This is a genomic window from Celerinatantimonas marina (assembly GCF_046054165.1).
Lineage (GTDB): Bacteria > Pseudomonadota > Gammaproteobacteria > Enterobacterales > Celerinatantimonadaceae > Celerinatantimonas.
Window position 1 is genome coordinate 275,795 of record NZ_JBFNXK010000001.1, and the last position, 15,208, is coordinate 291,002.

The window sequence follows — 15,208 nt, forward strand, 5'->3', positions numbered from 1 at the left end:
TGGCTTTTACCCACTTTAAACAATCACTTGCTGCTTTTTAAGCGCTCGAAACTTTTTAATGATTGGCCATATCACACTAACCACCGCAATCGAAATAAAAATAAGAGAAATAGGACGTGTGAAAAATTGAGAATAATCACCATCGGCATAACTCACACCTTTTCTAAAATACTCTTCTAAACTTTTACTCAAAATGAACGCCAAAATAAATGGACTTGTGGGCAGTTTTGCAGCTCCCATGATCACACCCAGCAAACAGCAACCGAGCATCACGTAAATACTAAACATACTATTGGCTGTGCCATAAGCACCGATAAAAGCCACAATCAAAATGGTACTGTATAAGAAATGATATGGAATTTTTAAAATAAGCGGAAACCAACGTTTAGTTAATAGCTGCATGGCTAACACCAATAAACAGCACACTAAAACGCCTGCAAAAATTAAATAGGATATATCAGGATTAGAGGTCAACATCAATGGACCGGGCTGCAGGCCATGGATCATTAGACCAATCAATAACATAGCGGTAATACTATCCCCCGGGATCCCCAACGCAATCATAGGAATAATAGCCCCTCCAATAGAAGCATTATTCGATACCTCTGATGCCCAAATACCCGCCGGATAACCTTTACCAAATTTTTCAGGATGTTTGTCACTTGATTTAACATGGGCATAAGCAATCATATTAGATACCCCAGAGCCCATCCCCGGTAAAAAACCGACCCATAATCCAATGAAAAATGAACGAATAATCGCTCCAATATGGCGGGTAATATCAACAATTGAAATTCCAAGCCCTTTAATATTTGAATCTTTTACCTCCGGGAGCTCCTGATTGCCTTTAGCATAATTCATGGAAATTTGGCGACATGCAAAAATCCCTAATGTAATGGCAATAACACTAATTCCCCCGTCTAATTCATGCAAACCAAACGTATATCGAGCCACCCCCGAGACTTTATCCATGCCAATGCTCCCTAATGCTAAACCTATAGCAGTCGCTAATAAGCACTTAAACATACTCCCTTCGGATAAAGCAGCAACTAGCGTAATCGCACAGAAACATAAGCTAGCATATTCCCAAGGCCCTAATTGTAAGGCCAAATCAGCGATCACTGGGCTTAATAGAGTCGCGATGATAATAGACGCAATCGTCCCGAAGAATGAAGCCAAGATGCCGATTGTAAGCGCTCGGGTTGCTTGACCACTTTTAGTCATGGGATAGGCATCAAAAGTCGTCGCAATTGATGATGAACTTCCCGGAATGCCAATCAAAGTGGCCCCAATAAAGGAACCGGACACACCACTAATATACATAGATAACAACATACAAAATGCTTGAGTGGTATCCATCCCGATGGTCATTGGCAACAATAATGAAATCCCAATAGCCGCACTGAGGCCAGGAATGGCCCCAAAGATTAAACCAACCACAGCGGTGATAAGAATTAGCATTAAATTAAACGGCTCTAAACAGAGCAGTAAACTTGAGAAATAAGCGTCCATAAAGCCTCCGGATTAATCAAGTAGCATACCCGGTGGTAACATTACGTTAAAACCGATAGCAAATAAGAGATAGATCATTGCAGTAACAATAATTGCGGCAATGCTCCCCGTTAAAATCGAAATCTTATGCCGGCCACTCAACATATGAATTAATACATATGCCATGAACGGTGTGGCGATTAAAAATCCAAAATACATTAACCCAATTGAATATAGAACCAACACACCCAGCATAATAATAAGGCGCTTCCACCCCTCAGCTGATAAAAATGGTTTTTCTGCCTGTTCTTTCTTTTTAAATGATTCCCAAATCACGCCCAAAGAACAAATAATCATTAAGCCTATAGATAAATAGGGCATAATTCTTGGACCTGGCTCAGTTAAATTGCTGGGTATTTTTATATCTTTGACGAATACTAAAAATATAGCTGCCACAACAAGAAAAAATACGCCGATAATTCTGTCTTTTTTCAGTAACATACTATTTACTCTTCTCTATAGATACCTAAAGATTTTGCTACCGTTTCTTTGACATGATATTCATCTTTATAATGAATCATTGAATCTTCAGTTGAATACCATTGTGCGACTTGTCCCATTCCTTTCATCCCAATAAAGTAAGGATTATTTTTATTCGCCAAGTCTTTCAATGAAGCATTAATTTTTTTGACTAACGCCGGATCCATATTTTTAGGACCAATCACATAATAATTCGTAACGGCATAACAATTCTGATATCCCATTTCTTGTAACGTCTTATAGTTATCTGGAGCATTGCTAAGAAAATCACTAATCACCGCACCATTGGCACCGACTGTCCCTAATATTTTTAATTTACCAGCTTGGTCATATTCCTTCCCATTTGATAAAGAAACAGTTCCCAAATCAATAAATCCACCCGCAAGGCTAGTTAATCGATCCGTCTCTTGGGATGCTTCAACATATTTAAATTTAACTCCCAGATTATGCTCCAGCGTCCCCAATAAAAATTGGGTAGTCCCATTGGGAGAAACCCCTGCTTTCACTGTATTAGGATGTTTTTTCATGTAGGCAATAAGTTCGGCAAAAGTATTATAAGGAGCATCTTTACGTACAGCGATTGCCCGTAATCCATTGTTCCCCATATGCGCAATAAGTGTGACATCATTTATGGGTTCAATGTTGGAAGCACCTGTCACATACTGTGTAAAAATAGCGGAGTGAGTTATGCTCAATTCATTTCCATTTGGCTTTCTATTAGAGAGCTGAGTAAAACTGGCGACAGTACTATTAAAGTTTTTAACACTAAAACGAATACCGGTTTTTGCAGCCCAACCATTTGCAAGGAAACGAGTTGTTAAATCTGAACTTCCTCCCGGTTTTCCTGGAACATATAAAGTCACAGTATCGTCAGTCCAAGCTAAAGACTTATCTGGCTGAACAGTTACTCCTTTTTCAGTTTTGGGCTGTTCTGCTGTATTTGACTTTTGGTCAAAACATCCTATCGTAGTCAGTAGCGTTAATATCAGGGTCACCCCTACAGATGTTCTAATCGGTTTCATCATTAAAATCCTTCGTGACAGTAGGTACTATTTATTGTTATTGGAATAAAAATATTGTTTGGATTTCAGCAATCCTTCTTTTTCTAATTTTTCTAGATTTAAGCGTTGAGCATTACCAGGAATATCAGTCGGTAAGTAAAAACGCCCATGGCGTTCCTCTGGAATATTTAAGGCATAGTCACTCATGGGTTGGCTAATTGGCTCATGAAATTCAACTAACTCATTTTCATTAAATAAGGTGCCAAATAGTGCACATAGATAAACTCGGCCTCCGGACATAAAACGCAGTCCTTTTTCACGCGCCAAATCGCGAATAGCAATAAGATCATCCATTCGGGTCATTCGACCAACCGATGGCTGTAAAATATCGACCCCTTTTTCAGCATATATTTCAAATTCATAGTTAATACGCATCGATTCGCCAAATGCGATAGGAACTTTAAAACCTCTTTCTTTTAACTCACGAATACCATTCATATCATTGGCATGAATAGGCTCTTCCAACCAGGCCAGATGATACGGTTCAGTTAACTCAGCAACTTTAGCTGCAGTTTCTACATCCCATTTTTGGTTGGCATCTACTGCAATCTCTACATCAGGACCAAGGGCTGAACGAACCTTATCGATGCGGCGGATGTCGCGTTCAATATCAGCACTGCCAACTTTAAACTTCACGGTCCGATAGCCTTCACTGACATAACGCTGCATATCATCAATCAGTTCTGAATCTTCTAATAACAAAGATCCCCCGCCTTTATAGGCACTAGCCCAATCTTTAGTCGCACCTAAAAAACGGTGTAGTGGCATATTTTTACGCTGCGCTAATAAATCCAGCATTAACGTATCCACTTTCCCTAAACAAACCGCTTTTTCACTTTGGAAACCGCTATTACGAACCTTCCAATATAAAAATTCACGCCATTCATTAAAGGTTCGAGTCTCTCCCGTCAGAATTAATGGCAAGACCGTATTAATAAATGTTTTATCAATAGCCAAATAGTGCGCAACAAAACCTTCTGAATCATAAAGTTCTATACACCCTGTTTCTGGAGCAAATTGGCCAAGCCCTCCTGTTCCATCCTGAAACACACGAGGTAGTGGAATAGGATCAAATTCATAATAAATTGCTTTACGAAAGCTCAATTTTTCATTGAAATCAAAGCGAAACATCATCATCCTCATCGGTTATCGTTATTAATTTTTTCATTTAAATATTTTTAATTACAAATCACTCATAAAAATTTTGTGTTCGACAACTCGGCATCCTGCGCTCTAAACACTTCAATTGACCTGAAGCTACCGGGAACAAATAACCATATAGAGACCGACTACTTTTTATCCGATATCCCATTGATATGTTTATTCATTTTTCAGACCATCGTTTAATGCTTGTTTAAGCGTGATCGATCGTATGGAAAAAGATTACTCGCCAAGTTGTAATACAAATAATGACTGAACACTTAAAATAATTTAACAGTCGAAAACTCAAATAAATGCTGTATAAATCGCATAAAAGCCATATTTACATCTATTTTTAGATCATTTATCAATATTTATGATGAGCATCACAATTTGATCCAGATTGAGTAATTGACTATAAATTAAACTTGTATTATAAATATTCCCAATAAATTGAATCAGAGATATGCATGACAGCATCAAGAAATGGCCGCTTATCAATCCAAGTGGTCCAGGAGATTACGAACGACATTGAGAATGGAATCTATCAAGCAGGAGATCGGATCCCTACCGAATATGAGTTAATAGAAAAATTTGGCGTCAGCCGAACCGTTATACGAGAAGCCATTGCAAATTTACGAGCCAATCATTTAATCGAGACACGTCAAGGCAAAGGAGCCTTCGTACTACAAAAACCAACCAGAGACATGTTCCAGCTAAGCCACTCGGGTGCATCCGCCGCCGATGAACTTGGCTACATTTTAGATCTACGCATTGCAATCGAAGCAGAAACGGCACTTATGGCAGCTAAAAACCGAACCATTAAAGATCTAGAGCGAATCAATGCAGCTATTCGTGAAATGGAAAACTTGATCAATGAGGACATCCCCCCCCTTCAGCCCGATCTGAACTTTCACTATGCCATTGCAACGGCCTCTAAGAATCCTCACTTTCTTGGGCTACTAAAATATATTGATACCTGCTTAGTCCCCCAAAAGCAGATCACGCCTATTAAGCTTAAAATTCAAGCCTTAAAAGAACATGAACAAATCTGCCATGCCATCGAACAAGGCGATCCTGATGCAGCTAGAGCGGCCATGCGTTTACACCTATCCAGTAGCCGAGAGCGGCTCACGGCAAGACTGAAAAGTTAATTGGACAGTGAAGATGCGCTAGTGTAGAAAACTCTACTTTAGAGCTGTCTCATTAATGGGGACGTGGACAATTAGTTTTATGAGGATAAATCAGCCAAGATCCAACGGCCGCTAAGAACCTCCCAGTATAGAGGTCAACTAAAACCAAGTTTAGTTCAGCATATGGGTTTAGCAACAGTGGGTGGCGGTTCTGCAAGCCACACCCCGGCACTCGAGTCATCTGCTGCGGCTGCTTCCTTCCGGACCTGACCGAGTTCACAGAGTATCGATGCGGGGGAACCCACAGAACCACCATAGAAGAACTGAACTGCATGAACAATTCAGTGCGATGGATCTTAGCAATCATGAGATATATTGCAAGTGATGAATGCTAAGAATTGCTTTAATCGCTTTCTTTTTATTCAATTTTATCCGTCTTTATATCTATCAGCCTGACTTTTATTATTTATTCTTTTTATTTATCGGCCTAAATATAAAAATCCGATGATGAAACATCGGATTTTCGATTGTATACGCTACTTATTTCTTAAGTACCATACCTGCCTGATGGAGACCAAGCACCATCAAGTTTATTATTTTATTTTTAGAATAATTTTTGCTGTAAGTTATATAAACTCTGAGCAAATGGTCTACGCATTGTCTCGATACATTCAATAATATCGTGATGAACAAGTTTGTTCTCTAAAATACCGATACAACGTCCGCCTAGACCTTCTAACAACAATTCGACGGCATACCCGCCCATTGCACTAGCTAAAACACGATCTCGAGCCGATGGAGCCCCACCACGTTGAATATGCCCCAGAATCGTTGCACGCGTTTCTCGGCCAGTCGCCATTTCGATACCCGCTGCTAATTCATTGACATTAGTGATATGTTCAGTAATAGCAATAATAGCGTGTTTTTTACCTTTCAAACGACCTTCGTTCAAACTTTTAAGCAAGTCATCACGATTAAATCCCAGTTCAGGGATGATCAAATATTCAGCACCGCCAGCGATGGCTGCTTGCAACGCCAAATCACCGCAGTGACGTCCCATAATTTCGATAACAGAAATTCGATTATGTGATGAGGAAGTATCACGAATACGGTCAATCGCATCAATAACGGTATTTAATGCAGTATCAAAACCAATTGTATAATCAGTACCGGCAATATCATTATCAATTGTTCCAGGGATACCAATACATGGGAATCCCATTTCGGTCAGTTTTTTAGCCCCCATATAAGAACCATCACCACCGATAACGACCAAAGCATCGATCCCATGTTTTTTCATGTTTTCAACAGCTTCAGCCCGAACATGCTCTTCTTTAAATTCTGGGAAACGAGCCGACCCTAAAAAAGTTCCACCCCGGTTAATAACATCAGAAACACTTTGCCGTTCCAGTTTCTGAATACGATCCTGATGCAATCCCAAGTATCCATCGTAGACACCATAAATTTCTATATCATAAGATAATGCGGTACGGACCACTGCTCGAATCGCAGCGTTCATTCCCGGCGCATCTCCACCACTGGTTAGCACTCCAATTTTTTTGACCATTGGTTTCCTCTCAATATCAGTCAATTTGGAAATTTTGAAAAAATACTACACCTGTTACCTATCGCGAAATTTTGTAAGCTTAAACTTTAATCATTTCATTACTGAAAATAGATAACAAAACCCTATTAACCCCACAATTAATATGGTGCTATATTGCCATAGAAACAGATGAACTGTCATGACTAGAAACAACTATATTTACAATATGGTAAGAATATTACATTGCTCCGATCATTTTTGCTCGACAATTTGCATCTCATCCGAAACTGGATCAAATTTCTCCAAATCATAAAATAAAAATCTAATAGTTATCGATCTTTCATGGTTATTTTTACAGCAGTTTGAACCCGATTGAGATAAGTCAACCGTTGTACCTACCCCACTCTTTCTCCTGAACACAATCTGCCCCCAAATCACGCAAGCTCAAATTGTCTTAAAGTTTCAATACAACTTTCCGAACTGGATTGTTCCCTATGCACTTAACTCATTCAGCCCATCCAGCCAGTGAACGCACCTTGTTCAAAAAGCGCTTTAGTTGAATCAAAATCAACCATGGAAGAGCAACAGCTCTAGCTCATTGATGTCCTTATCTATTGTTCTTCCTAAATAAAAAGGGTGAAATTAATCACCCTTTTTATTATTTATTTTAACACACGATTCACATTTCATCATTCAATGACAAAATATTTGTTTTACTAATCCGATGTCGATAAATCTCTCTAAGGTACTTAATCGCATTTTTAACGTTAGTAATGTCTAAACGAATATCATTAATAGAAACAAAGCGTTCTTGCTCTTCTATCAACTCGCGATATTTTTTCTCATACATAGGTTTAATGGCATACCAGTTAGTATCTAAGATTTTGGCTGGGTTTTCGTAAGTGTTAAAAAATTTCTCAACATGGCTATCATCAAAATCATTAGATCGAATCATATCGATCACAGCCTTATCGATATCATCACTATAGCGATATTCATCTTTCGCAAAGCAACGTTTCATGTAAGCGACCATCAAAGTCAAAAAATCATCGCTTAAACATGGACTTTTAGCGATCAATGTTGTCAGAGACAAGTTAGCGGAAGCCCCAATCACTAAGGCGTAGCGTTTCAATGTTGTATTTGGACATAACCGATTCAAATGCACTTTTAACTGATTTAAGGCAGTAAACGACAGTTTATAATCCCGTGGTAATGAGATAATCGAAACAATTGAAGAACAATTTTTGAAGAAATGCAGTTGATTGAGATAATCAGCATCAAATTGTTTTTCCCGAAATTCACGAATCGCATCCCGATAACGATCCGATTCTATCGGCAAAATACTAATTCCCTCAATGGCTGAGGTTTCACTGTTAAAGTGAGGTAAATCAATCGAACGACAGAATAAATCATCAATATCAACATGTTCAGTCTGTGTTGAATCACTCACTACACTTTCGGCATAGGCTACAGCAACTGGCCCTGCCAAACTCATGAATAAATCGTTGGCGTCTAAGCGAATGGTTTCAGCAATATCAATACCAGCTCGACGGAAATAATCTTCGTCATAATCGGAAGTCACTGCCTGAGCCGTCAAAATATTAAAGATTTGCTGCGAAATATACTGATTGGCATATTTCTCCATCGTGTTGACATCAATATCAACCGACTCAGTCCCTTTTTCCTCTTCGGCATAACGCATAATATCATTCGATATCAACATCATGGCATTCCAAGGACGGATCCGTTTCATCACATCCGCAGGGATCTCATCATCCTCACGCTCTTCGTTGTATGAAAAATTCCACTCTTCTGAGATGTATTTCGTTAACAAACGCCCCGCATTAATGTGTAACGCCTCAGAAATATCTAAATTATGCCCAGATATATTCGGTAAAATACAAATCCCAGAAGTAAAAATAGGTTCAAATACAAAACTATGTCGTTTATCTGACGACTGTTCCTGAACGGAGCGATAATCAAACGTTTTGCTCAGATATGAAAATTGCTGCGCTAAACCGAATTCAGAGGCCATCCCCGATCCAGTTCCCCCCCCAGCACTGAAAATATAAAAATATAATCGAGACTGGTTAGCCTTAATGCCACAAGAATCCACTAAATAGGAATGCATCCGTCGCCAACTGTCATTTTGAAAGCTAGCGGTATCTTTATTTAAGATAATTTTGGCCAGATACTGCCCTAAAATAGGGGCATTACCGGCACCACCGGCATGAACTTCTGACAAATCCATAATCTGCAACTTGCGATACTCATTCAAAAAACGAGCTCGCCCTTGCTGATTTGAAAAGCGGATCCGACCTTCAATATCTTTATCTAAATCTCCCAGCATCACAATCGGCTCTATCAAAAAGACAGGTTTTGTCCGATTTTTGTCTTCAATGGGAAGATGCTTACGGATCCAACGCACCGGTTCAAATTCCCGTTCTTGGGCAACTTTTTCCTGGTACTCCATTTCATGGATATAACTAGTTCGGGCATTAAAAACCAGCGTGGCCACATCCAGAGCAATATTAGAACCACATCGCCCCAACCCGATCAAACAGACGGATGGGAAATTTTGCTCTTTTTCTAAGGCTTCCTCAGTAGGTAACCGAGGATATATCTGCTGACGAACCACATCGAGGTTTTCGAGGATCTGTTCCAGATTCGTTTCAGTGAAATAAAGATGTTCAATAGGGAGGTTATCTGAGCTCATCTAATCATCCTTATGTCGAGCATTTCCTGATAATCCATGTACTATATTAAGACCTATAAATAGCTATTGTGCAAGCTTTCTACGCCTAACATACTAATATTTTGGCGATTTTAGCGATAGGTCTCATCTGGTAATGATTATGAACCCAAACGCTAGATTATTTGGATCATCCATTCCAAAAACAATGAAATAAAAAATCCAATACCCGCTGGTGATATTGGATTTTTATCTTTAACTTTTTAAGTTTAAAAAACTATTTACTACTTTTTTTACGTTTGTCACTCACTTGCCACTTTCCTCCCACATAATGGGCGCTCCAGCCTGTGGCCTTTTTATCGATCTCAGTCATGACATATTGTTCTTTATTTTTACGGCTATAACGCACAATAGCTGGATTACCATCAGGATCCTGAGCTGGAGCCTCTGTTAAGTATTTAAACTTAGGCGATATTTTATCTGCAAATCGCTGCAATTCTGCCACTTGAGGTGCTCTGGTCTCACGTGATTGAGGAAATGTATTCGCGGCCAAAAAGAGTCCAGATGCTCCATCTCGGAGGACAAAATAAGCATCACTGTTGGCGCAAGGTAGCTCCGGTAACGGAACCGGATCTTCCCGGGGTGGTGCCACTTCACCATTTTTGAGTATTTTCCGGGTATTCTTACAATCGGCGTTGGTACAAGCCATATATTTACCAAAACGCCCCGTACGCAATTGCATGTCATGGCCGCATTTATCGCACTCAACAACCGGACCATCATACCCTTTAATTTTAAAATTCCCGTTTTCGATCAAGTAACCGTCACAGTCGGGGTTATTACCACACACATGAAGCTTACGATGTTCATCAATCAAATAACTGTCCATGGCTGTACCGCATTTAGGACAACGTTCTTTGGCTCGGAGTGCTTCGGTCTCCATCTCCTCTTCATCCGCGGTAATCACTTCTTCGCCAGGAATCAAGTTAATGGTACATTTACAACGTTCCTTCGGTGGTAACGCATAACCGCTGCACCCTAGGAAAACGCCGGTGCTTGCAGTTCGAATCCCCATTTTACGACCACATTCAGGGCAATCGATATCGGTCAGAACCGGAACATTGGTCCGCATACCTTGGGTATCATCTTCCGCCATCCGCAACTTCTGACTGAAATCATCATAAAATTGATCCAGTGTTTGTTTCCAGTTTTGTTCGCCTTCTGCGATTGCATCTAACTCGGCTTCCATATTAGCCGTAAAATCGTAACTCAATAAATTTGAAAAATTCTCACACAGACGGTCTGTGACAATTTCTCCCATTTTTTCCGCATAAAAGCGTCTGTTTTCAACATGCACATAGCCACGATCCTGAATCGTTGAGATGATTGATGCGTAAGTGGAAGGACGACCAATCCCTCGTTTTTCTAATTCTTTAACTAATGAAGCTTCATTAAAACGAGCTGGGGGCTTGGTAAATAACTGTTGAGGATCAATAGCCTCTAATTCCAAGAAGTCACCACGTTGAACCGATGGGAGCTGGTTATCTTCCTCTTTTTTAGAACTGGCTTGAGGTTGTACCCGAGTCCACCCATCAAATTTCAGAATGCGTCCCCGAGCTCGCAGTTCATAGTCCCCTGCCTGCACCGTTAATGTTGTTGAATCATATTCGGCAGGTGTCATCTGACAAGCGACAAACTGACGCCAGATCAATTCATAGAGTTTTTTCGCATCAGCTTCAATACCCTGCAAGTCACCAGAAACGAGGTTTACATCACTTGGACGAATCGCTTCATGGGCTTCTTGCGCCCCTTCCTGACTAGAATAGTGCACGGGCTTGTTGGGTAAATAACGCTCCCCATAGCGACTACCGATAAATTCACGTACCGCATTTAAAGCATCCTGACTCAAATTAGTCGAATCGGTACGCATATACGTAATGTAACCCGCTTCGTAAAGACGCTGAGCCAGCATCATTGTCCGTCGCACACCATACCCCAAACGCACACTAGCGGCCTGTTGCAATGTGGAGGTAATAAATGGCGCTCGAGGCTTGGTTTGAGTAGGTTTATCTTCGCGATTTACGACCTGATAAGAAGCTGCTTTTAGTACAGCAACCGCAATATCAGCTTGTTCTTTACTATGCGCGCTAAAGGTTTTTCCCTGATATTTACTCAGTTGCATCCGTAACTGTGCTTGCTGAGCCGTCGATAGATCCGCAAATATGTTCCAGTATTCTTCAGGAACAAAGGCTTTAATTTCTCGTTCTCGTTCAACAACCAGCCGAACTGCAACTGACTGTACTCGACCTGCAGATAACCCTCGGGCAATCTTTTTCCATAACAGGGGTGACACCATATATCCCACAACACGGTCCAAAAAACGCCGGGCTTGTTGGGCATTCACACGATCAGTATTCAATTCGCCTGGGTTAGCAAAAGCCTGCTGAATCGCTGTTTTTGTAATTTCATTAAACACAACACGTTTAAAACGGCTGTCATCACCACCGATAATTTCCCGCAGGTGCCAGGCAATGGCCTCCCCCTCGCGGTCCAAGTCCGTCGCCAGATAAATCGTATCAGCTTTAGCCGCTAATTGTTTTAGCTCATTGACGACCTTTTCTTTGCCCGGAACAATTTGATAGTTGGCCTTCCAGTCATGAAGTGGATCAACACCCATCCGGGTCACCAAAGACTGCTGTTCACGCTGCTTCTTTAACTGCGCTTTCGCTTCAACAGATAAACCTTTGGTTGCCAGGGGTTCAGTTTTTTTCTTGGCACCTGTCGAACCACTTGTGGGTAAGTCTCGTACGTGACCTACACTCGATTTTACAACATACTGATTGCCAAGATATTTATTGATGGTTTTCGCTTTGGCTGGCGATTCCACAATAACCAGTGATTTACTCATGCTCTCAAATACCATTAGCCTACACATACCGGGCAGGCCACTCTAAAAAGGAAAACTGCTATTTATCTTGCGGCTCATGTTCGCAAGGTCAATAAAAATTTGCAAATTAAACAGCGTTTGGTGATATATCATCCAACTTATATTCTGACTGATTCGTCGAAAATCATCACAAAACCATAGATAAACCTAACTCTATTTGCCATAATTTCGGCGACTTTCATATCTAAATTTGAAATGATTCATTATTTATGTGCTGAGGATAGCTATGAAACATTATGAAGTAAACTTTGATGGTCTAGTCGGACCGACCCACAATTATGCGGGTTTATCTTTCGGTAATGTTGCATCGCTATCCAATGCTCAAAATATATCAAACCCCAAAGAAGCGGCTAAACAAGGTTTAGCCAAGATGAAATCGTTAACCGATTTGGGATTGATCCAAGGCGTTTTGGCGCCCCAACAACGCCCTGATTTAGCCATTTTAAGGCAGCTCGGCTTCAGCGGTAGTGATGCAAGAGTACTAGAACAAGCTGCGCTCAAAGCACCTAATGCGCTACTCGCCTGCTATTCTGCGTCTAGCATGTGGACAGCAAACGCAGCCACAGTTTCGCCCAGTGCCGATACTCAAGATGGTCGGGTTCATTTCACCCCCGCCAACCTCATCGACAAATTTCATCGCTCCATCGAACCTGAAGTCACAGGCCGTATTTTGCAGGCTGTTTTTAGTGATAACAAATATTTTTGTCACCATCACTACTTGCCATCTCATCCAGATTTTGGTGATGAAGGTGCCGCTAATCATACTCGACTTTGTCAACAATATGGTAATGCCGGGTTGGAGTTATTTGTCTTTGGCCGAAGCAGCTATAACCCAAAGCTACCATACCCTCGACAGTTCCCTGCTCGGCAGACCTTAGAAGCCTCTCAAGCTATTGCTCGCTTGCACGGGCTTGACGACGATACTGCACTATTTATTCAGCAAAACCCGGATGTCATTGATCAGGGTGTTTTTCACAATGACGTGATTGCAGTCGGAAATCAAAACGTCTTGTTTTATCACCAACAAGCCTTTTTGAATCCGCAGGCTACTATGGATGCGATCCGTGCTCGTTTACCAGATATGGAATTACACTTCATTGAAGTCAAAGAACAAGAAGTTAGCCTATCCGATGCCGTCCAGAGTTATTTGTTTAATACCCAAATCGTGACGCTCCCTTCGGGTGACATGGCCATTATTGCACCCACAAATTGCCAAGAAATCCCCGCTGTAGCAGACTATCTGAAGCATCTGGTTGAACAAAATACGCCGATTAAACAAATCCATTATTTTGACGTCAAACAGAGTATGAAAAACGGCGGAGGCCCAGCCTGTCTGCGACTCCGCGTCGCGCTAAGTGACATGGAATTATCAGCTGTAAATCCCAACACGCTGCTCACTGAAAAATTATATCAGACGCTAACCCATTGGGTTGATAAACATTATCGGGAACAACTCAGCTTTGATGATTTACGAGATCCCAAATTGGTCACTGAATCCTATACCGCATTAGATGAGTTGACTCAAATTTTGAAATTAGGATCAATTTATCCATTCCAGAGGGTCTAAAACTTCCTCCGCATTCTAAGACCGGGTACAAAACTCATTCTGTACCCGGTTTTTATGACTATCTCAACCAGCTCCAGTTCCCTTTCTGAATTAATTTAGCAATAGCCTGCTCGATTCCTACAGATACCGAATGACCCAGTTTTTCAGTTAACTTTTTCTTGGTTTCATAACGAATCTGAATCACATCACATGATTTATAGCGTTGCATCAAGTAATCATCACTGGTTGAAATAGCATCAACTAACCCTTTATCCTGAGCCTGCGTACCAAACCAATGTTCTCCCGTCGCAACATTTTCAATATCAATCTGTGGACGATAATGACTCACAAAATCTTTGAATAAGTGATGGGTATCTTCCAGCTCTTCCCGGAATTTCTCCCGACCTTCTTCGGTATTTTCACCAAAAACAGTTAATGTCCGTTTGTATTTACCGGCAGTAATTTGCTCATAATCAATATCATTTTTTTTCAAAAGCTTATGAAAATTCGGTAATTGTGCCACCACACCAATCGAACCGACGATCGCAAAAGGAGCGGAGATAATCTTATTGGCTATACATGCCATCATATATCCACCACTCGCCGCAACTTTATCAACAGCAACCGTCAACGGAATTTCAGCCTGCCGGATCCGGGCTAGCTGAGAAGCCGCCAAGCCATAACCATGCACCATCCCTCCCCCACTTTCCAGTCGGATCAAAACTTCATCCGAAGGAGAGGCCACCGCTAAAACCGATGTAACTTCCTGACGTAAAGATCGAACCTCTTTTGCATCAATACTACCTTTAAAATCAATGACAAATAATTTTGATTTCGGTTCTGCCGGATGTTTTTTCTGTTTTTTTAACTCAGCTTTCTGAGCTTTATAAAAAGCCTTAGATTCAGGCTTAGAGAGCAATTCAGCTTTCAGTCGATCATTCATCTGCTGGAAATGCTCAGATAAATTTTCGACACTAAGTCCCGAACTTTTATGTCTCTTTTTAAGACTGGCCGCAACCACCATCAGGATGATAGCGCCCACAGCAATCACAATAATAATGGCTTCCGCCAAAAATAATCCCAAATGATATAAAAAGTCCAAAATATCTCTC

At 40.8% G+C, this 15,208-nt stretch carries 10 protein-coding genes and 1 other RNA gene; 2 read left to right on the plus strand and 9 right to left on the minus strand.

Annotated features, from left to right (window positions below):
• Positions 1–15: 15 nt before the first annotated feature.
• Genes ABUE20_RS01255 through ABUE20_RS01270 form a run of 4 tightly spaced genes read right to left on the minus strand, consistent with a single transcriptional unit; the run spans position 16 to position 4,223 of the window.
• On the minus strand, positions 16–1,512 hold the full coding sequence (locus ABUE20_RS01255; protein WP_408617981.1) for a tripartite tricarboxylate transporter permease: 1,497 nt from the start codon (positions 1,510–1,512) through the stop codon (positions 16–18).
• A 12-nt stretch (positions 1,513–1,524) separates the two neighbouring features.
• Positions 1,525–1,992 carry a tripartite tricarboxylate transporter TctB family protein gene (locus ABUE20_RS01260; RefSeq protein WP_408617982.1) on the minus strand — a complete coding sequence of 156 codons (468 nt, stop codon included), beginning with the start codon at positions 1,990–1,992 and terminating at the stop codon, positions 1,525–1,527.
• Positions 1,993–1,997: 5 nt separating this feature from the next.
• Positions 1,998–3,056: a tripartite tricarboxylate transporter substrate-binding protein gene (locus ABUE20_RS01265; protein ID WP_408617983.1), complete on the minus strand. Its 1,059-nt coding sequence runs from the start codon at positions 3,054–3,056 to the stop codon at positions 1,998–2,000.
• 24 nt (positions 3,057–3,080) lie between these two features.
• A complete protein-coding gene (locus tag ABUE20_RS01270; RefSeq protein ID WP_408617984.1) occupies positions 3,081–4,223 on the minus strand; it encodes a mandelate racemase/muconate lactonizing enzyme family protein in 1,143 nt (380 codons plus the stop codon).
• Between the two features lie 479 nt (positions 4,224–4,702).
• On the opposite strand from ABUE20_RS01270, the gene ABUE20_RS01275 reads away from it, so the two are divergent.
• Entirely contained in the window at positions 4,703–5,386 is a 684-nt protein-coding gene (locus ABUE20_RS01275; protein ID WP_408617985.1) for a FadR/GntR family transcriptional regulator, read from the plus strand.
• Positions 5,387–5,574: 188 nt separating this feature from the next.
• Here the strand turns inward: ABUE20_RS01275 and ffs are convergent.
• From ffs to topA, 4 genes are all read right to left on the minus strand, one after another.
• Positions 5,575–5,671: signal recognition particle sRNA small type (gene ffs / locus ABUE20_RS01280), an RNA gene on the minus strand.
• A gap of 298 nt (positions 5,672–5,969) precedes the next feature.
• The gene (gene pfkA / locus ABUE20_RS01285) at positions 5,970–6,932 is read right to left on the minus strand and encodes a 6-phosphofructokinase (RefSeq protein ID WP_408617986.1); all 963 of its coding nucleotides are present in this window, start codon (positions 6,930–6,932) and stop codon (positions 5,970–5,972) included.
• A gap of 658 nt (positions 6,933–7,590) precedes the next feature.
• Positions 7,591–9,627 carry a hypothetical protein gene (locus tag ABUE20_RS01290; protein ID WP_408617987.1) on the minus strand — a complete coding sequence of 679 codons (2,037 nt, stop codon included), beginning with the start codon at positions 9,625–9,627 and terminating at the stop codon, positions 7,591–7,593.
• A gap of 253 nt (positions 9,628–9,880) precedes the next feature.
• Positions 9,881–12,511, minus strand: a complete 2,631-nt coding sequence (gene topA, locus ABUE20_RS01295) for a type I DNA topoisomerase (RefSeq protein WP_408617988.1) — start codon at positions 12,509–12,511, stop codon at positions 9,881–9,883.
• Positions 12,512–12,776: 265 nt separating this feature from the next.
• On the opposite strand from topA, the gene astB reads away from it, so the two are divergent.
• Positions 12,777–14,117 carry an N-succinylarginine dihydrolase gene (gene astB, locus ABUE20_RS01300; RefSeq protein ID WP_408617989.1) on the plus strand — a complete coding sequence of 447 codons (1,341 nt, stop codon included), beginning with the start codon at positions 12,777–12,779 and terminating at the stop codon, positions 14,115–14,117.
• 58 nt (positions 14,118–14,175) lie between these two features.
• On the opposite strand, the gene sohB is transcribed toward astB, so the two are convergent.
• A complete protein-coding gene (sohB, locus tag ABUE20_RS01305) occupies positions 14,176–15,198 on the minus strand; it encodes a protease SohB (RefSeq protein WP_408617990.1) in 1,023 nt (340 codons plus the stop codon).
• Positions 15,199–15,208: the final 10 nt, after the last annotated feature.

Excerpts from the sequence above, each read along its gene's own strand:
- ABUE20_RS01255 (WP_408617981.1), bottom strand. The coding sequence starts at position 1,512 with ATGGACGCTTATTTCTCAAGTTTACTGCTCTGTTTAGAGCCGTTTAAT.
- ABUE20_RS01260 (WP_408617982.1), bottom strand. The coding sequence starts at position 1,992 with ATGTTACTGAAAAAAGACAGAATTATCGGCGTATTTTTTCTTGTTGTG.
- ABUE20_RS01265 (WP_408617983.1), bottom strand. The coding sequence starts at position 3,056 with ATGATGAAACCGATTAGAACATCTGTAGGGGTGACCCTGATATTAACG.
- ABUE20_RS01270 (WP_408617984.1), bottom strand. The coding sequence starts at position 4,223 with ATGTTTCGCTTTGATTTCAATGAAAAATTGAGCTTTCGTAAAGCAATT.
- ABUE20_RS01275 (WP_408617985.1), top strand. The coding sequence starts at position 4,703 with ATGACAGCATCAAGAAATGGCCGCTTATCAATCCAAGTGGTCCAGGAG.
- pfkA (WP_408617986.1), bottom strand. The coding sequence starts at position 6,932 with ATGGTCAAAAAAATTGGAGTGCTAACCAGTGGTGGAGATGCGCCGGGA.
- ABUE20_RS01290 (WP_408617987.1), bottom strand. The coding sequence starts at position 9,627 with ATGAGCTCAGATAACCTCCCTATTGAACATCTTTATTTCACTGAAACG.
- topA (WP_408617988.1), bottom strand. The coding sequence starts at position 12,511 with ATGAGTAAATCACTGGTTATTGTGGAATCGCCAGCCAAAGCGAAAACC.
- astB (WP_408617989.1), top strand. The coding sequence starts at position 12,777 with ATGAAACATTATGAAGTAAACTTTGATGGTCTAGTCGGACCGACCCAC.